Genomic DNA, 17,854 nt, shown 5'->3' with positions numbered 1-17,854 from the left:
TATGGCGGCCAGAGTCAAGCTCGAATGCGACCCCAGGTTGCGCGAGCGCATCTTCGGAAGCAGCAGGCTCGATTGCCTGCTGTCTTTCGCAAGAACAGGTAGCGGTCCAGCTGACGCCGAATGACCCGGCCAAAGGGTCGGATCGTGTTCCGGACCATGTAGAAGATATTAGAAACAGGAGCAAAGCATGAGAGTTCAGGCTTCAGTAAAGAGGATCTGCCGCAATTGCAAGATCATCCGTCGCAAGGGTGTGGTGCGCGTTATCTGCACCGATCCGCGACACAAGCAGCGCCAGGGTTGATCTTGTCAGTCCTAGGTATTAAAATTTAATGTTTAGCGTTTTGGGGTAAACGAATGGCCCGTATTGCTGGGGTAAACATTCCCAACCACAAGCATGCCGAGATCGCGCTGACCGCTGTCTATGGGATCGGCCGTTCGCGTGCTCAGAAGATTTGCGATGCTGCTGCTATTGCCCGCAACGTTAAGGTCAAAGACCTTACCGAGTCGGACATGGAGAAGCTGCGCGATGAAGTGGCTCGGTTTGTGGTAGAAGGCGACCTGCGTCGCGAAGTCACCATGAACATCAAGCGTCTGATGGACCTGGGTTGCTACCGTGGTGTCCGTCACCGTCGTGGTTTGCCGTGTCGCGGTCAGCGCACCAAGACCAATGCTCGTACCCGCAAGGGCCCGCGCAAGTCGATCGCTGGCAAGAAGTGATAGGATTTAATTATGGCTAAGACTGCAACAAAGGTCCGTAAGAAGATCAAGAAGAACGTCGCTGAAGGTATCGTGCACGTTCACGCGAGCTTCAACAACACGATCATTACGATCACCGACCGTCAAGGCAATGCTCTTTCGTGGGCAACCTCCGGCGGCGCTGGCTTCAAGGGTTCGCGCAAGAGCACGCCGTTTGCTGCTCAGGTCGCAGGCGAAGCGGCCGGCAAAGTGGCGCTGGAATGCGGCATCAAGAATCTTGAAGTGCGCATCAAGGGCCCTGGCCCGGGGCGTGAGTCAGCGGTTCGTGCGTTGAATGCACTGGGGATCAAGATCTCCAGCATTACCGACATCACGCCGATCCCGCATAACGGCTGCCGTCCGCCCAAAAAGCGCCGTATCTAAGGAGTTGAAACGTGGCTCGTAATCTCGACCCGAAGTGCCGTCAGTGCCGTCGCGAGGGTGAAAAACTGTTCCTGAAGGCTGAGAAGTGCTTCACCGATAAATGCGCCATCGAGCGCCGTGCCTATGCGCCCGGCCAGCATGGTCAGCGTTCCGGTCAGCGTCTTTCCGGCTATGGCGTGCAACTTCGCGAAAAGCAGAAGATCCGTCGTCTCTACGGCGTGCTTGAAGCGCAGTTCCGCCGTGTTTATTCCGAAGCCGATCGTCGTCGCGGTCAGACGGGTGAAAACCTGCTGCAACTGCTCGAAGGTCGTCTCGACTCCGTCGCCTATCGCATGGGCTTCGGTGGTTCGCGTGCCGAATCGCGCCAGGTTGTTCGTCACAACGGCGTCCTCGTGAATGGCAAGCGTGTGAACATCCCGTCGTACCTGGTCAAGCCGGGCGACGTGGTCGAACTCGTTGAGCGCGTTCGTGGTCATCTGCGTGTCAAGGCTGCGCTTGAAGCAGCTGAGTCGCGTGGCTTTCCCGAGTGGATCGAGATGGATGCCAAGGCTGGTAAGGGTGTCTTCAAGGCCTACCCGCAGCGTAGCGAACTGCCGCCCACAATCAACGAAGGTCTGGTTGTGGAACTGTACTCCCGTTAATTGGGAGTCGAGCTTCTAGTTCCGAGGAAATGTTGATGCAAAGCAATGCACTGCTGAAACCGCGCATCATCGACGTCCAGAGCATCTCGCCTGTACAGGCGCGGGTGACGATGGAACCGTTCGAGCGCGGGTTTGGCCATACCCTGGGGAATGCGCTGCGGCGCATCCTCCTTTCCTCGCTGCCGGGGCATGCAGCGACGGAAGTGACGATCGAAGGCGTCCTGCACGAATATTCGACGCTGGATGGCATGCGTGAAGATATCGTCGATCTCCTGCTTAACCTGAAAGGTGTGGTGTTCAAGCTCCACAACCGCAGCGAGACGACGCTTCGTCTCGTGAAATCGGGTGAAGGCCTGGTGACTGCCGCCGATATCGAAACCGGACATGACGTCGATATCATCAACCCGGGGCATGTGATTGCGCATCTGGCACCCGGTGGCAACCTCGATATGCAGATCAAGATCGAGGAAGGTCGCGGTTATGTTCCGGGCAACAGCCGGCCGGCAAATGGCGAGAGCAAGACCATCGGACGCATCGTTCTCGATGCATCCTTCAGTCCTGTTCGTCGCGTGAGCTACCTGGTTGAAAGTGCTCGTGTGGAACAGCGTACCGATCTGGACAGACTGGTTATCGATATCGAGACCAACGGTGCTGTTGATCCGGAAGAGGCGATTCGCTATGCGGCTCGCGTGCTGATGGATCAACTGTCGGTGTTTGCCGACCTCGAAGGCACGCCGGTTACCGATGTCGTGAAGCCTGAAGTGACGATTGACCCGGTGTTGTTGCGCCCGGTTGATGATCTCGAGTTGACGGTGCGTTCGGCCAATTGTCTCAAGGCTGAGAACATCTACTACATCGGTGATCTGATCCAGCGTACCGAAACTGAGTTGCTCAAGACGCCGAACCTCGGCCGTAAGTCGCTGAATGAGATCAAGGAAGTGTTGGCCACTCGTGGGCTGACCCTGGGGATGAAACTGGAAAACTGGCCGCCGGCTGGGCTCGAGAAGCTCGGTTAATCGGTATCAGTGAAGTGAGGAATTAATATGCGTCACCGTAATGGTCTTCGCAAGCTGAACCGGACCAGCAGCCATCGTCAGGCGATGTTCCGTAACATGGCTAACGCTCTGCTGCGCCATGAAGTAATCAAGACGACGCTCCCGAAGGCAAAGGAACTGCGTCGGGTCGTCGAGCCGATGATCACGCTGGGCAAGAAGCCGAGCCTGGCAAATCGTCGTCTGGCATTCGATCGTCTGCGCGACCGCGAAATGGTCGTCAAGCTGTTCGACGCGCTGGGTCCGCGTTACGCATCGCGTAACGGCGGTTACCTTCGCATCCTGAAGTGCGGTTTCCGTGATGGCGACAACGCACCGATGGCTTTCGTTGAACTGCTCGATCGTCCGGAAACGGATGTCGTGGTCGAAGAAGAAGCTGTTGCTGCCTAAGCTGGATCTTTGTAAGATTCGCTTGGTATAAAAAGGTCGGGGATACCCGGCCTTTTTTTTCGTCTCTTACTTGCGGTGTGGAGGATGCGGATGAGCGTGATTCTTGTGACGGGCGGAGCGGGCTATATCGGTTCGCACACCTGCGTGGCCTTGCTCAAGGGTGGGCATGAGGTGGTGGTGGTCGACGACTTCTCGAACTCGTCACCGCTGGCCTTGACGCGTGTCGAAGCGCTTGCCGGCAGGACGTTTCGGGCGATTGTCGAGGCGGACGTTCGCGATCGTGATGCGCTCAGGGCGGTATTCACGGCACACTCCGTCACGGCGGTCATTCATTTCGCGGCCAAGAAGGCTGTAGGTGAGTCGGTGCGGATCCCGCTCGCCTATTACGACAACAACCTGGGCGGTCTGTTTTCGCTGCTCGAAGTGATGGGTGAGTTCGGCGTCAAGCGCATCGTCTTCAGTTCTTCTGCGACGGTATATGGTGATCCGGTCACGGTACCGATCACTGAGTCCTTCCCCACGGCTGCGACGAACCCTTATGGCCGTACCAAGCTGATGAGCGAACAGATCCTGAGCGACCTTGCAGCGGCCGATCCGAACTGGAAGGTGGTGCTGCTGCGCTACTTCAATCCCGTTGGCGCCGATGAGAGCGGGCAGATTGGTGAGGACCCGAGTGGTATCCCGAATAATCTGATGCCGTATGTCAGCCAGGTCGCGGTTGGAAAGCTCGGTGAGTTGCAGGTGTTTGGTAACGACTATCCCACGCGCGACGGTACGGGCGTTCGGGACTATATCCACGTGGTGGATCTCGCGCGCGGACATGTCAGTGCTGTCGAACGATTCGATTCCTTGCCCTCGTTGTCAGCGATCAATCTCGGCACCGGTCGAGGCTACAGTGTGCTCGAGGTCGTTCTTGCGTTCGAGAAGGCATCTGGCTGCCCTGTACCGTTCCGTATCGTTCCGCGCCGGGATGGCGACGTGGCGGAGTGCTGGGCCGACCCTGCTCTTGCCGAGCAGGTTCTCGGTTGGCGGGCGGAGCGGGACCTCGATACGATGTGCGAGGACGCCTGGCGCTGGCAGCAGGGTAACCCTGACGGTTACCGCGAAACCTGATCGCGTTTTGAAAGCTTACCAGTTGCGTCGGATGCGGTTCTTGTATTGGACGTCGTGAGGCAGTACGCCCTGCATGGCGTCGATGTGGGTGCGAAAGGCCTCCGCAGCCTTCGAGAGGTCGTCCGCGCTGAGTTGCGGCAGTTCGCGCTGCCGTGCGGTCATGCGCGCGAGTTGATCGAAACTGTGCTGTCGTGCCTGTTCGTCTGCCGGCAGGTAGAGGCCAAGTCCGGCGTCCTTCAAAGTCTGGAGAAAGCGGATACGCCGCTCAACACGCTGCGCGTATTGTGTTCTGGCGGTGCTGTCCGGTTCGGTCATGGTGTGTCCCGGTCATGTTGATAACAGCGCTATCCTTATACGACTAAGGTGGCATCGCAAGCGCCGGAAGGCGCGTGAATGTAAGCGCAGGTGTCGAACGTCCTATGCCGACAGGGCCTTCGCCAGGTAACGGCCGGTGTAGCTGGCGACGCAGGAGGCGATCTCTTCGGGTGGACCTGCACACACGATGGTGCCGCCGCCGTTGCCGCCCTCGGGGCCCATGTCGATAACCCAGTCAGCGGTCTTGATGACGTCGAGGTTGTGCTCGATGACGACGATGGTGTTGCCGTGGTCGCGCAGTCGGTGCAGCACCTTCAGCAGGAGCTCGATGTCCTGGAAATGAAGCCCGGTCGTGGGTTCGTCGAGAATGTAGAGGGTGCGGCCGGTGTCGCGCTTCGATAGTTCGAGTGCGAGCTTGACGCGCTGGGCCTCGCCGCCGGAGAGCGTGGTCGCGCTCTGGCCCAGACGGATATATCCCAGGCCGACCTCGGTTAGGGTCTCGAGTTTGCGTGCGACCGCGGGCACCGCACGGAAGAAGTCGAAGCCCTGCTCGACTGTCATATCAAGGACTTCGTAAATCGTCTTGCCCTTGTAGCGGATCTCGAGCGTTTCACGGTTGTAGCGTTTGCCGTGGCAGGTGTCGCAGGGGACGTACATGTCGGGCAGAAAGTGCATTTCAACCTTGATCATGCCGTCCCCCTGGCATGCCTCGCAGCGTCCGCCTTTTACGTTGAACGAGAATCTTCCCGGGCCGTAGCCGCGGGCACGTGCCTCCGGGACGCCTGCGAAGAGCTCGCGGATCGGCGTCATCAGTCCGGTGTAGGTTGCCGGGTTCGAGCGCGGTGTGCGTCCGATCGGCGACTGATCGACGGTGATGACCTTGTCGAATGCATCCAGTCCCTCAAGGGCAACGTACGGTGCCGGTTCGGCGTGCGAACGGTACAGGTGCTGTGCTGCGACGGCGGCAAGCGTATCGTTGATCAGGGTCGACTTGCCCGATCCGGACACGCCGGTGACGCAGATGAACAAGCCTACGGGCAGGGCGAGGTCAACATCCTTGAGATTGTTGCCGCTTGCGCCGCGCAGGTGGACCATGCGGGATGCGTCTGCTGGCGTGCGCCTGGGCGGGATGGCAATGCGTCGCCGGCCCGACAGATAGGCGCCGGTCACAGACGCTTCGCAGGCGATGACCTCTTCAGGCTTGCCGCTGGCGATGATGTGGCCACCGTGCTCGCCCGCGCCCGGCCCCATGTCGACAAGGTGGTCCGCGCTGCGAATGGCGTCCTCGTCATGTTCGACCACGATGACGGTATTGCCGAGATCCCGGAGCCGGCGGAGGGTTTCCAGCAGTCGGTCGTTGTCTCTCTGGTGCAGCCCGATCGAGGGTTCGTCGAGCACGTACATCACCCCGGTCAGACCGGAGCCGATCTGGCTCGCCAGACGGATGCGCTGCGCCTCTCCGCCCGACAGCGTGTCGGCCGCGCGATCCAGGGAAAGGTAGTCGAGACCGACATTGGTCAGAAAGCTGAGGCGATCGGCTATCTCCTTGACGATCTTGTCAGCGATTCGGGCGCGATGGCCTTCGAGCTGCAAGTGTTCGAAAAAGGTCTTGCACTCGGCGAGCGGCAGGCGGCTCACCGCAGGCAAGGCGCTGCCGCCGATCAGCACATGGCGTGCGTCGGCGCGCAGACGGGTGCCTTCGCAGCTTGGGCAGGGGCGCGTACTGCGAAACTTGAGCAGTTCCTCGCGCACGGCAGCCGAGTCGGTTTCACGAAGGCGGCGCTCAAGGTTGGGGACGATGCCCTCAAAGGGGTGTTCCTTCACCACCATGCGGCCATTGTCCGCGAGATACACAAAGGCGATTTTCTCGCGGCCCGATCCGCTCAAAATGATCTCGCGAATTTCGGCAGGCAGGGTCTCAAAGGGCGCCTCGATGTCGAACTCGTAATGGTTCGACAGGCTGGAGAGCATCTGGAAGTAGAACTGGTTGCGGCGGTCCCAGCCCCGGATGGCGCCGGATGCGAGCGAGAGTTCAGGGTGGGCAACGACGCGCTGGGGGTCGAAGAAGTCCACCTGGCCCAGGCCGTCGCACTTCGGGCAGGCACCTGCGGGGTTGTTGAAGGAAAACAGTCTGGGTTCCAGTTCGCCAAGTGCGTAGCTGCAGACGGGGCAGGCGAAGCGGGCCGAGAACAGATGTTCTGCCTGTGAGTCCATCTCAACCGCAATCGCACGGCCGTCGGCGTGGGTGAGGGCGGTTTCGAAGGACTCGGCAATGCGTCCGCGAAGATCGGGGCGCACCTTGAAGCGATCGATGACGACTTCCACCGTGTGGCGTTTGCCCTTTTCCAGCGGCGGCATGCTGTCGAGTTCGTGCACCTCGCCGTCCACTCGCACGCGTACGAAACCCTGGGCGCGGAGCTCGGAAAACAGGTCGTGCTGCTCGCCCTTTCGCCCTTCAACGACGGGGGCGAGAATCATCAGCCGGGTTTCCGCTGGCAAGGCGAGCACATGGTCGACCATTTGCGCCACGCTCTGTGCCTCAAGGGCGTGCTCGGGGTGGTCGGGGCAGTGAGGCGTGCCCGCCCGTGCATACAGGAGACGCAGATAGTCATGAATCTCGGTGACGGTGCCGACTGTCGAGCGCGGATTGTGGCTGGTGGCCTTCTGCTCGATCGAAATGGCAGGTGAGAGGCCTTCTATCAGGTCCACATCGGGCTTTTCCATCAGCTGCAGAAACTGACGGGCGTAGGCCGACAGCGACTCTACATAGCGACGCTGGCCTTCGGCGTACAGGGTGTCAAAGGCGAGAGAGGACTTGCCCGAGCCCGACAGACCGGTGATGACCGTAAGCCGGTTGCGTGGCAGATCAAGGCTGATGTTCTTGAGATTGTGGGTGCGGGCACCGCGGATGCGGATTTCGTCCATGAGCGTGGCTGCGCGAGGGGGAACACAAAACTATAAGAGAGAAGCCGCTCCGGGCCAATGTTAGAATCACCTTCTTTTTCGCCGCGTCCAGCATGTCTCAACCCCTACGTGATCCGATGACGCCCGCCGAGCGTCGAGCCGGGATCAGCCTCGCGTCCATCTTTGCGCTGCGCATGCTGGGGCTATTCCTGATTCTGCCCGTGTTCGCGGTACACGCACGCACGATCCCCGGCGGCGACAACCTCACCCTGGTGGGGCTGGCGATTGGTGCCTACGGCGCGACGCAGGCGCTGCTGCAGATTGCCTTTGGCGCGGCTTCGGACCGGTTTGGTCGCAAGCCGGTGATCCTGTTCGGCTTGGTGTTGTTCGTGCTCGGCAGCGCGATCGCAGCCATGGCGGGCGATATCTACATGGTCATCGTCGGGCGGGTGCTGCAGGGGGCTGGCGCGATTTCGGCGGCAGTCACCGCCCTTGCTGCCGACCTTACCCGGGATCAGCACCGCACCAAGGTGATGGCAATGATCGGGTCGAGCATCGGGCTGGTTTTTGCGGCCTCGATGGTTGCCGCACCGCTGCTGTATTCGGTGATCGGCATGAGCGGTATCTTCTGGCTGACGGCCGTGCTTGCGTTCGTCGCCATGGGCGTCGTGGTCTGGGTGGTGCCGGCGGCGCCACCGGTACCGCGCGCCAATGCAGGCAGCTTCATGGACATCCTGCGCGACGGGCAGTTGATGCGACTGAATTTCGGCGTATTCGCGCTGCACCTTATTCAGACCACGATGTGGGTCATGGTCCCGGCGGCGTTGGTGGCACACGGTGGCCTGGCGCTTGCAGAGCACTGGAAGGTCTATCTGCCGGCCGTGCTGCTCTCCTTCGTCGTGATGGTGCCGGCGATCATCATTGCCGAGCGTCACAACAGGCTCAAGCCGGTCTTCAACGGCGCCGTGCTTTTGCTTGCAATCGTTCAGTTCGGACTGTATTTCTGGAGCGATGGCCTGCTCTCGATTGCGTTCTGGCTGACGCTGTTCTTTGTGGCTTTCAACGTCCTCGAGGCGACCCAGCCGTCGTGGATTTCACGTATCGCGCCGCCTGCCGCGAAAGGCACTGCGCTTGGCGTCTACAACACCTTGCAGTCCATCGGGCTGTTTGCCGGCGGTCTGTTCGGCGGATGGCTGGGGCAGCGCCTGGGTGCGGGCGGCGTCAGCCTCGCGTGTGGCGTGCTCGCCCTGATCTGGCTGGCGGTTTCGCTAAGCATGACCCCCCCTCCGGTCCGCGCGGTTCCCTCGCCGGCCCGGGGTTGACACACTACTCATAGGAGAACGGGATGGCATCCCTGAATAAAGTCATTCTGATCGGAAACCTGGGCAAGGACCCGGAGACCCGTTATGCACCCAGCGGCGACGCGATCACCAACCTGACCGTGGCGACCACCGAGACCTGGAAGGACAAGGCGTCGGGTGAGCGTCGTGAAGCCACCGAGTGGCATCGCGTCGTGTTCTTTGGGCGCGTGGCCGAAGTGGCTGCGCAGTACCTGCGCAAGGGCAGTCAGATCTATGTGGAAGGTCGGCTGCAGACGCGCAAGTGGCAGGACAAGGAAGGTCAGGATCGTTACACCACCGAAATCCGTGGTGACGAGATGAAGATGCTCGGTCGCCGTGAAGGCGCTGGCGAGGCGCCGGTGCGTGGCGGCGACAGCGGCGGATACGATGCGCCTGCAGCCGCACCCAGCCGTCAGCCCGCACCGGCACCCGCTGCCAAGCCGGCAAAAGGCGGGTTCGGGGACTTTGACGACGACATTCCCTTCTGAAACGGGTCTGAGCGTTCAGGGACGGGGCGCCAGGGCGCGCCCCCGGCGCAATGCAGTATGGGGTGGGGATGATCCGACGTCGGTTCCTTCAGTCGCTGCTGGTGTGTGCGGGCGCGGGCAAGGTCTTGACGGCCTGCTCCCCCCCGACTGAGCCGCTGCGCTTCGGTGCCAATGCGTGGCCTGGTTATGCGCCCCTGAGACTGGCCGAAGCAAGCGGTCTGATCAGCCCGGAGCGCCTGCGCGTACTTGATTTTCCGAACTCTTCGATGGTGCTCTCGGCTTTCCGCAACGGAACGATCGATGCAGCAGGACTCACGCTGGACGAGGCGCTTGCGCTGGCTGCAAGCCGGCAGCCCTTGCGCATCGTGCTGGTTTTCGACGTTTCCGATGGCGCTGACGTCATCGTGGGGCGTCCCGGGATTTCGGCGCTTGATCAACTCGAGGGGCGTCGGGTCGGGGTCGAAACCGAGGCGCTGGGCGCCTATCTGATTGGTCGGGCGCTGGAGCGCGTCAGTTTGCCGCTGCACAGTGTCGAGATCGTTTCGATGCCGCTTGACCGGCACGAGTCGGCTTTTGCGTCAGGGCAGGTCGATGCCCTGGTGACCTTCGAACCGGTCCGTTCCCGCCTGTTGGAAGCAGGCGCTAGCGAGCTGTTCTCATCGCGTGAAATTCCCGGCGAAATCGTCGATGTTCTGGTTGTGCGCGAAGACGTGCTGCGAACGCGCCGCGCCGATCTGCAGGCAGCCGTGTCTGCGCATTTCGAGGCACGACTGGCGCTCCTTGCCGACCCGGCTGCTGCTGCCGAGCGACTCGGCGCAAGACTGTCTCTGGACGAGGTGGCGCTGCGGGCGGCGCTCGGGCTGATCCAGCTCCCTGGTCCCGAGGAGAATCGCCGCTTGCTTGGCGGTGCCGACGCGGGGCTGGCGCAGGTGCTCGTGACAATGAGCAGCAGAATGAAGTCCCTCGGCCTGCTCGAGGGGGAGCTCGTGCTCAAGGGCATGCTGGTCGCAGACCTGGTCGAGGCCGTCTGACATGGCATCGCAACGGCCGTTGCGTCACCTGCTGCTGTTCATCCTGCTCTTCTTCGGTCTGTTGGTGGCGCTCGCCCAGTTCTCCTTCATCGTCCAGACGCATTCGGATGAGGCGCGCTCGCAGCTTGAGGCGCTCGTACGCCATACCGGGGTGACGCTGGCAGCGAACCTTGAAGCGGCGATGCGCGAGGGGGACGATGGCTTTGTCGATCACCTTCTGGCGCAGCAGATCACGCTTCCAAACCTCACCTATGCGGCGCTGGTCGGCGGCACGGGGCGCGTGCTGTCCGGAAGCCATCCGGGCATGCGCGATCAGGATCTTGCCCGGTTCGGCTTCAAGGCAGCGCCGGACGGACTTGTCGAGACTGCACGCAGCACGCTCGGTGCGCAGATCCTGGATGACCGCGATGCGCAGCAGATGTGGGGCGTGTTTCCGGTCCGGTTGCCGTCTCCCGCCGGCGGGATCAGGGCACGCCAGACCGCATACGTGAGCCTGTTGATCGATACCGCCCCCCACCTGCGCGCGGCCTTGTATCACGCAGCAGGGCAGAGCGTGATCGTGTTGCTCCCCATCCTGCTGTTGTCGGGGGCCATCTGGGTCATGGTCAGCGTGCTGCTGACCAACCGCATTGAGCGCCTGTTGGTGTATGCCCGGTCGCAGGCGCGTGGCGGAACCTTGCCCGAGCCGGTCTCGGGAGCGGATGAACTGGGACAACTGGATACGGCGCTGGCCGACCTCATGCGCGAGGTGCTCGATTCCCGCGACTTCCACGTCCGCCTGCTTGAATGCATGCCCAACCCCACCTGGCGGGCAGGGGCGGACGGCCGCCGAAATTACGTCAATCGCGCGTGGCAGGCGTTTACCGGTCGGGAAGTCGTCCAGGAGCTTGGCGAAGGCTGGTTTCAAGGGGTGCATCCCGACGATGTCGCAGGCTGTCGGCAGGTGTATTCCGATGCCATGGCTAGGCGGGAGGCCTTTGTGACCGAGTATCGGCTGCGCTTTCATGATGGGGGCTATCACTGGCTCTCGGACCACGGTGAGCCCTTGTTCGGCACTGACGGGGTCTTTCTGGGTTTTATCGGCAGTTGCTACGATCTCCAGCAGGAGAAGACCGCGTCTGCTGCCGTGGCGGCGAGTGAAGAGCGCTTTCGCAGTCTGGTCGAACATGCACTGGTGGGAGTTTTTCTGATCCACGATGGGCGGATGCTATACGGCAATCCGCAGCTTGCCGAATGGTTCGGTTACACCACGGAGAGCATTGTGGGCGTGCCGGTCAGCGCGCTGGTGCAGACGGCTGATCTGCCTCTGGTTGAGGGGCAGTTGCGACTCAGGGAGGCGGGCAATACCGACCGGGCGCACTATGTGCTGCGCGCGAAGCGGCACGACGGCTCGGAGTTTCTGGCAGAGGTCTACGGGATCGGCATCCCTCATGAGGAAGGAACGGTCGTCATCGGAACCCTGCTGGACGTGACCGAGCGCAAGACTGCGGAAGCGCGGATCCGGCAACTGAATGCCGATCTGGAGTTGCGCGTCGAACAGCGTACGAACGAACTTGCCGCACTCAACGACGAGCTTGAAACCTTTGCCTATTCGGTTGCGCATGATCTCAAGGCGCCGTTGCGGGGGATCGACGGCTACAGCCACCTGTTGCTCGAGGACCATGTGGATCGTCTGGACGAGGAAGGGCGGCTCTTCATCGGAAATATCCGCGCCGGCGTCAAGCAGATGGCCCGGCTGATCGACGATCTGCTCGCCTATTCGCGGATGGAGCGACGCAGTCTGCAGCGCACCAGCGTCAACCTTGCCACTGTTCTGCGTGGCATACTCGCGGAACATGCAGCGGAGATCGACGAAAACCAGGTGCATATCGATGTTGATGTTTCTGACATTTCCGTAGAAGTGGACCCTGACGGTCTGGCGCAGGTTCTGCGCAATCTGGTGGGCAATGCACTCAAGTATTCGCGTCAGGCACGACCAGCGAAGATTCGTATCGTTGCGCGCGCGGAGGGCGATTGGTGCCACCTGTTCGTACGCGACAACGGCATAGGATTCGACATGAAATTCCACGATCGCATTTTCGATATTTTTCAGCGGCTTCAGCGCGCGGAAGATTATTCCGGCACCGGCGTCGGCCTGGCGATCGTGCGGAAGGCGATGCAGCGCATGGGCGGACGGGTGTGGGCCGAGAGCGCGCCTGGAGAGGGCGCAAGCTTCCATCTCGAGTTGCCACGATGAACGATCCGCTGCCGAGCACGAGGCCGATTCTTCTGATCGAGGACAACCCGGCCGATCTTGATCTCACGCTGCGCGCCTTCAAGCGCCGTCACCTCCTCAACCCCATTCAGGTTGCACGCGACGGACAGGAAGCGCTCGATCTCCTGCCGGGGTGGGAGGCGGGCGAGCCGCTTCCGCTCGTCGTTCTGCTCGACCTGAACTTGCCCAAGGTCAGCGGTCTCGAGGTATTGCGCCAGTTCAAGGCGTGCAAGGCTGCGTGCGGAATGCCCGTCGTGGTGCTGACGACCTCGGACGAGGATCGCGACATCAAGACGGCGTATGAACTGGGTGCCAACTCGTACATCATGAAGCCGGTCGATTTCGACAGTTTCGCGAGCGTGGCTGCCCAGATCGAGCTGTACTGGTGTGTGCTCAACAAGCCGGTCCATTCATTGTCATAAGGACTGCCCGAGAACGTGATCAGAGCCCTGTACGTCGAAGACAACCCGGTTGACGTCGACCTGCTGCAGCGCACCCTCGCGCGCAGCATGCCCGAGCTCGCAATCGATGTCGCCAGCTCGCTTGCCGAGGGGCTGGCTGCCATCGACCTGGGGAAGACCTACGATATCGTGCTCACCGACCTTTCCCTGCCGGATGGCAGCGGACTGGATCTGCTCGGGGCGATACACGAGCGGGGTCTGGCGCTCGCCTGTGTGGTGCTGACCGGCTCGGGTGACGAAGGCGCGGCGATCGCGGCCCTCAAGTCCGGTGCGGACGATTATCTGGTCAAGGACGGAGACTACCTCGAGCACCTGCCGGGCACGCTGACTTTCGCCATGGAGCGGGCCCGTGCCGAGGCTGCGCGTCGCAGCCGCCCGGTGCGCGTGCTGTACGCAGAGCATCATCTTTTCGATATCGATCTCACCTTGCGGCGCCTGGCACAGTCGGCTCCGCATCTGCGAATCGACGTCGTGCGCGGTCCCGACGCCGTGCTGTCGCGGCTGCAGGCGGCAGCAAGGACGACGCCCTACGATGTCCTGCTGCTCGACTATGTCCTGCCCGGCATGAATGCGCTCGATCTCACCAAATCGCTGCGCCGGGACCACCGGTTCGATATCCCGATCGTCGTCGTCACCGGTCAGGGCAGTGAGGAGACCGCAGCGCAGGCACTGCGTCTGGGGGTGTCCGACTACCTCATCAAGCACGACGGCTATCTGCACGAGCTGCCTGTCGTGCTCGACAATGCGTTTCGACAGGCCGAACTGGTGCGTGAACGCACCGCGCTCAGGGCGCTTACCGAGCGCCTCCGACTTCACTCCGCGGTGATCGACAGCACGCATGACGGCGTTTTGATCACCGATCTCGACGGCAGGATCGTGTCGGTCAACCGGGCCTTTACCGAACTCACCGGTTATACCCGCGAGGACTCCATCGGTCAGAATCCGCGATTTCTGCGCTCAGGCCGCCATGGTCGCGACTTCTACCAGACCATGTGGGCCACCCTGACCCGAACCGGTTGCTGGCAGGGGGAGCTGTGGAACCGGCGCAAGAATGGTGAGCTTTATCCCGAGTGGCTGACGCTCAACGCGGTGTGCGACGATGCCGGCGAGGTCACGAATTACGTGGGCGTGTTCACCGACATCAGTGCGTTGCGGCAGACCGAAGCCAGGCTCAGCCACCTCTCGCACTACGACCCGCTCACCGACCTCCCCAACCGTCTGCTGATCATGTCCAGGCTGGAGCATGCGATCGAGGTCGCGAGGCGGCAAAAGCAGGGGCTGGCGGCGATCTGTCTCGACCTCGACCGCTTCAAGACCATCAATGACAGCCTCGGGCACCAGATCGGGGATCAGTTGCTGTGTGCGGTCGGCAAGCGCCTGCGGGGGCACCTCAGGAGCGAGGACACCCTCGGACGCCTTGGTGGTGACGAGTTCATGGTGCTGATTGAACGCATCGAAACCCCTGCAGCGGCCGCGGTGGTCGCGAAAGGGCTGGTCGACGCGCTGGCCGAACCGTTCAGGCTCGACAGCGGGCAGGAAGTGTTCATGCACGCCAGTGTGGGGGTGAGCCTGTACCCGGATGACGGTGAGGATCACATGGCGCTGGTGCGCAACGCGGATGCCGCGATGTACCGGGCCAAGTCGCAGGGACGAAACACCTACGGTTTCTATACCGAAGACCTGACCCGCTTCGCGTCGCAGCGTCTCGACCTGGAAACCCGCCTCCGGCGCGGGCTGACCAACGAAGAGTTCGTGGTGTTCTATCAGCCGGTGCTTTCGGTGTCGGACGGGACCCTGCTGGGTGCAGAGGCGCTCGTGCGGTGGCAGCCGCCGGGCGAGCAGATGATCTCGCCCGCAGACTTCATCCCGATGGCAGAGGAAACCGGCCTCATCGTGCAGCTGGGCGAGTGGGTGCTGCGCGAAGCGTGCCGGCAGATGCGGGCCTGGGATGCGCAGGGTTTCGTGCTGCCTTCGGTTGCCGTCAATCTGTCGGCCGAGCAGGTGCGGCGACAGGACGTCGGCACGATGTTGCTGCAAGTGCTTGCCGAGTCCGGGCTGGCGGCTGAGCGCCTCGAAATCGAGCTGACCGAGAGCAGCCTGATGCAGCAGGGCGAGAAGGCCGCCGTGCTGCTCGACCAGCTCAAGCAGCACGGCGTCAGGCTGGCAATCGACGATTTCGGAACGGGTTATTCCTCGCTCGCGTATCTCAAGCGCTTTTCGATCGACAAGCTCAAGATCGATCGCAGCTTCATCAAGGATCTGGCCGATGACCGCAACGACCTCGCGATTGCATCGGCCATCGTTGCCATGGCCAATGCGCTGGATATCGCGGTGCAGGCCGAAGGGGTCGAGAACGATGCGCAGCTCGCCCTGCTGAAGACGATCGGCTGCGGCAGTTGGCAGGGCTACTCCTGCAGCCCGCCCGTACCCCCGGTCGATTTCGAACAGCGCTTTCTGCTTGCGGGCTTCTGCGCCTAGCGCTGCCCGGTCATGAGGCCGGGCGCGTGCTCAGGGCGTGTGCCATGCGGCTCAAGGCTCCGTCGAGCGTGTCGCGTGCGCAGCCGAAATTTAGCCGCACGAAGCCGGGCAGGCCAAATCCGCGACCGTCGGACAAGCCCACTCCACCCGCCTCGAAAAAGCCTGCCGGGTCGTCCAGGCCTGCTTCGCGGCAGTCAATCCAGGCCAGATAGGTGGCCTCCGGCGCAGTCGTGCTCAGGCCGGGCATGGCCGCGACGGCTTCAAGCACGCGTGCGCGGTTGGCACGCAGATGGTCGAGCAGCGCTGCGCGCCATGGACCGCCGTCGCGGTAGGCCGCCTCGGTGGCGACCAGGCCGAGCACATTCACCTGGGGCACGATGCCACGCATCACGTGACGGTAGCGCCGACGCAACTCTGCATCGGGGATGATCGCGAACGATGAATAGAGCGCGGCAATATTCCACGTCTTGGATGGGGCCATCAGGGTGATCGTGCGGCGGGCGACCCGTTCGTCGAGCGCCGCGATCGGGATGTGCGGACGATCCTCATCGAGCACCAGCCCACAGTGGATCTCATCACTGCATATCACCAGGTCGCGCTCTTCAGCGAGGGCCGCGATCCAGGTCAGTTCGTCGCGGTCGAACACACGGCCGACCGGGTTGTGCGGATTGCACAGCATGAACAGGCGGGTACGTGGATCCATCGCTGCCGCCGTGGCCTCGCGGCTCCACTGCCAGCGACCGCCTTCCAGTTCGAGGGGGCTGGTGATCAGTCTGCGGTCGCTGTTGCCCGGCGCGAACAGGAAGGGAGGGTAGACCGGCGTCGCAGTAAACACCCCGTCGCCGGCCTCGCCCACCGCCCGGCAGGCAAGGTTGAAGCCGGTCACCACACCGGGCAGCCACACCAGCCAGTCGGGTTCGACACGCCAGCCGTGATCCCGCTCAATACCGTCTGTCACGGCTTCGATCAGCGAGGGCCACGCTTCGGTGTAACCGAAGACGCCATGGTCGATACGGGCGTGCAGTGCCTCTAGCACCGCAGGTGGTGCCGTGAAGTCCATATCGGCAACCCACAGCGGCAGGATGTCACGACCGCTGAAACGGCCCCATTTCTCGCCGGGAACATCGCGGCGATCCGGATGTCTGTTGAAGTCGAAGCTCATGCTTGGAACCGTGCGTTCAGGAGGTGCGAGTGTAACGTGCGGTTTGCCATGCATCACGTATCACGCCGTGTGGATACAATTGCACAAAAGAGCAAAACAGCAGAACAGGGTGGGACACTGATCATGAATGACATTACAACTTATCCGGATGGCATTTATGCCATTGACTCGGGCTATGGTGAGCGGCCGCAGGTGGCTGCGATTCATCTGATCGTCGATACCGGTCGCGCTGCCGTGGTCGATACCGGCTGCAACGCTTCGATTCCCCGCATTCTGGGCGCACTGGCCAGTCTCGGCATTACCCCGGGCGCGGTCGACTGGGTGCTGCTCACGCATATCCATCTCGACCATGCGGGCGGGGCCGGCAGCATGATGTGCGCACTGCCGAATGCGAAGCTGGTGGTGCACCCGCGCGGCGTGCGCCACATGATCGACCCGTCGCGTCTGTGGGAGGGTGCTGCTGCGGTATATGGGGCGGAGCAGACTTTCCGGCTCTACGGACGCCTGGCGCCTGTGCCGGCTGAGCGCATCGTGTCGGCCGAGGACGGGCTTGAGATTTCGCTCGGCGCGCGCAGGCTGCGAATTGTCGACACGCCGGGGCATGCGCGGCATCACGTGGCGATCTGGGACGAGCGCGCACGAGCGTTCTTCACCGGGGACATTTTCGGCGTTTCCTATCGCGAACTGGACGTGGATGGGCGTGCGTTCGTCTATCCGACGACCACGCCGTCGCAGTTCGATCCCGACGCAATGCACGAATCCATCGACCGCATGCTCGCCTTTGGTCCGCGGGCGATGTACCTGACGCATTACAGCAGGGTGGAAGATGTCGAACGTCTGGCCGGCGATCTGCACCGGCTGATCGATACCCAGGTTGCGGTTGCACGCGCCGCGCGTGGCGACGGTGTGGCGCGCCATGTCGAGATTCTTGCCGGTCTGGAGCAGATCGTGCGCGAGGAAACTGCGCGTCAGCACTGGGCCCTCAACGAGGACGAAGCGCTGCAACTGTTGCGCATGGACCTCGAGCTCAACGCCCAGGGGCTTGGAGTCTGGCTCGACTCCCTGCGCGTCGAGGCCGCCGCAACCCTCTGAGTCTGCGTGCCGGG

At 62.2% G+C, this 17,854-nt stretch carries 17 protein-coding genes; 14 read left to right on the top strand and 3 right to left on the bottom strand.

Annotation, left to right across the window (positions count from 1 at the left end; all coding sequences use genetic code 11):
• The first annotated feature begins 187 nt into the window (after nucleotides 1–187).
• From rpmJ to galE, 7 genes are all read left to right on the top strand, one after another.
• A complete protein-coding gene (gene rpmJ, locus CEW87_RS02930; RefSeq protein ID WP_011767118.1) occupies nucleotides 188–301 on the top strand; it encodes a 50S ribosomal protein L36 in 114 nt (37 codons plus the stop codon).
• Nucleotides 302–354: 53 nt separating this feature from the next.
• Nucleotides 355–717: a 30S ribosomal protein S13 gene (gene rpsM, locus CEW87_RS02925; RefSeq protein WP_108949514.1), complete on the top strand. Its 363-nt coding sequence runs from the start codon at nucleotides 355–357 to the stop codon at nucleotides 715–717.
• A 12-nt stretch (nucleotides 718–729) separates the two neighbouring features.
• Entirely contained in the window at nucleotides 730–1,119 is a 390-nt protein-coding gene (rpsK, locus tag CEW87_RS02920) for a 30S ribosomal protein S11 (protein ID WP_108949513.1), read from the top strand.
• 11 nt (nucleotides 1,120–1,130) lie between these two features.
• Nucleotides 1,131–1,760: a 30S ribosomal protein S4 gene (gene rpsD / locus CEW87_RS02915; RefSeq protein ID WP_108949512.1), complete on the top strand. Its 630-nt coding sequence runs from the start codon at nucleotides 1,131–1,133 to the stop codon at nucleotides 1,758–1,760.
• A gap of 29 nt (nucleotides 1,761–1,789) precedes the next feature.
• A complete protein-coding gene (locus CEW87_RS02910) occupies nucleotides 1,790–2,776 on the top strand; it encodes a DNA-directed RNA polymerase subunit alpha (RefSeq protein ID WP_234421648.1) in 987 nt (328 codons plus the stop codon).
• A gap of 27 nt (nucleotides 2,777–2,803) precedes the next feature.
• A complete protein-coding gene (gene rplQ / locus CEW87_RS02905) occupies nucleotides 2,804–3,202 on the top strand; it encodes a 50S ribosomal protein L17 (protein WP_108949511.1) in 399 nt (132 codons plus the stop codon).
• Between the two features lie 90 nt (nucleotides 3,203–3,292).
• Nucleotides 3,293–4,315, top strand: coding sequence for a UDP-glucose 4-epimerase GalE (galE, locus tag CEW87_RS02900; protein ID WP_108971388.1), 1,023 nt, complete (start codon nucleotides 3,293–3,295; stop codon nucleotides 4,313–4,315).
• Nucleotides 4,316–4,330: 15 nt separating this feature from the next.
• Here the strand turns inward: galE and CEW87_RS02895 are convergent, their stop codons facing one another.
• Nucleotides 4,331–4,630, bottom strand: a complete 300-nt coding sequence (locus CEW87_RS02895) for a hypothetical protein (protein WP_108971387.1) — start codon at nucleotides 4,628–4,630, stop codon at nucleotides 4,331–4,333.
• Nucleotides 4,631–4,732: 102 nt separating this feature from the next.
• Entirely contained in the window at nucleotides 4,733–7,555 is a 2,823-nt protein-coding gene (uvrA, locus tag CEW87_RS02890; RefSeq protein WP_108971386.1) for an excinuclease ABC subunit UvrA, read from the bottom strand.
• Between the two features lie 92 nt (nucleotides 7,556–7,647).
• Between uvrA and CEW87_RS02885 the strand changes: the two genes are divergently transcribed.
• From CEW87_RS02885 to CEW87_RS02860, 6 genes are all read left to right on the top strand, one after another.
• On the top strand, nucleotides 7,648–8,856 hold the full coding sequence (locus tag CEW87_RS02885; RefSeq protein ID WP_234421647.1) for an MFS transporter: 1,209 nt from the start codon (nucleotides 7,648–7,650) through the stop codon (nucleotides 8,854–8,856).
• A gap of 23 nt (nucleotides 8,857–8,879) precedes the next feature.
• A complete protein-coding gene (gene ssb / locus CEW87_RS02880) occupies nucleotides 8,880–9,362 on the top strand; it encodes a single-stranded DNA-binding protein (RefSeq protein ID WP_108971384.1) in 483 nt (160 codons plus the stop codon).
• 68 nt (nucleotides 9,363–9,430) lie between these two features.
• On the top strand, nucleotides 9,431–10,393 hold the full coding sequence (locus CEW87_RS02875; RefSeq protein WP_159098066.1) for an ABC transporter substrate-binding protein: 963 nt from the start codon (nucleotides 9,431–9,433) through the stop codon (nucleotides 10,391–10,393).
• Between the two features lies 1 nt (nucleotide 10,394).
• A complete protein-coding gene (locus tag CEW87_RS02870) occupies nucleotides 10,395–12,629 on the top strand; it encodes a sensor histidine kinase (RefSeq protein WP_108971382.1) in 2,235 nt (744 codons plus the stop codon).
• Entirely contained in the window at nucleotides 12,626–13,069 is a 444-nt protein-coding gene (locus CEW87_RS02865) for a response regulator (protein ID WP_108971381.1), read from the top strand. Before CEW87_RS02870 ends, CEW87_RS02865 begins: the two co-directional genes overlap by 4 nt.
• 15 nt (nucleotides 13,070–13,084) lie before the next feature.
• On the top strand, nucleotides 13,085–15,586 hold the full coding sequence (locus CEW87_RS02860) for an EAL domain-containing protein (protein ID WP_234421646.1): 2,502 nt from the start codon (nucleotides 13,085–13,087) through the stop codon (nucleotides 15,584–15,586).
• 10 nt (nucleotides 15,587–15,596) lie between these two features.
• Here CEW87_RS02860 and CEW87_RS02855 read toward each other — a convergent pair whose 3' ends face one another.
• On the bottom strand, nucleotides 15,597–16,748 hold the full coding sequence (locus CEW87_RS02855; protein ID WP_108971380.1) for a MalY/PatB family protein: 1,152 nt from the start codon (nucleotides 16,746–16,748) through the stop codon (nucleotides 15,597–15,599).
• A 123-nt stretch (nucleotides 16,749–16,871) separates the two neighbouring features.
• Between CEW87_RS02855 and CEW87_RS02850 the strand changes: the two genes are divergently transcribed.
• Nucleotides 16,872–17,840 carry an MBL fold metallo-hydrolase gene (locus CEW87_RS02850; RefSeq protein WP_108976892.1) on the top strand — a complete coding sequence of 323 codons (969 nt, stop codon included), beginning with the start codon at nucleotides 16,872–16,874 and terminating at the stop codon, nucleotides 17,838–17,840.
• Nucleotides 17,841–17,854: the final 14 nt, after the last annotated feature.

Source organism: Parazoarcus communis, from assembly GCF_003111665.1.
GTDB classification, from domain to species: domain Bacteria; phylum Pseudomonadota; class Gammaproteobacteria; order Burkholderiales; family Rhodocyclaceae; genus Parazoarcus; species Parazoarcus communis_B.
Note: the sequence above shows the minus strand (reverse complement) of the source record. Positions and strands in the feature narration are given on the sequence as shown.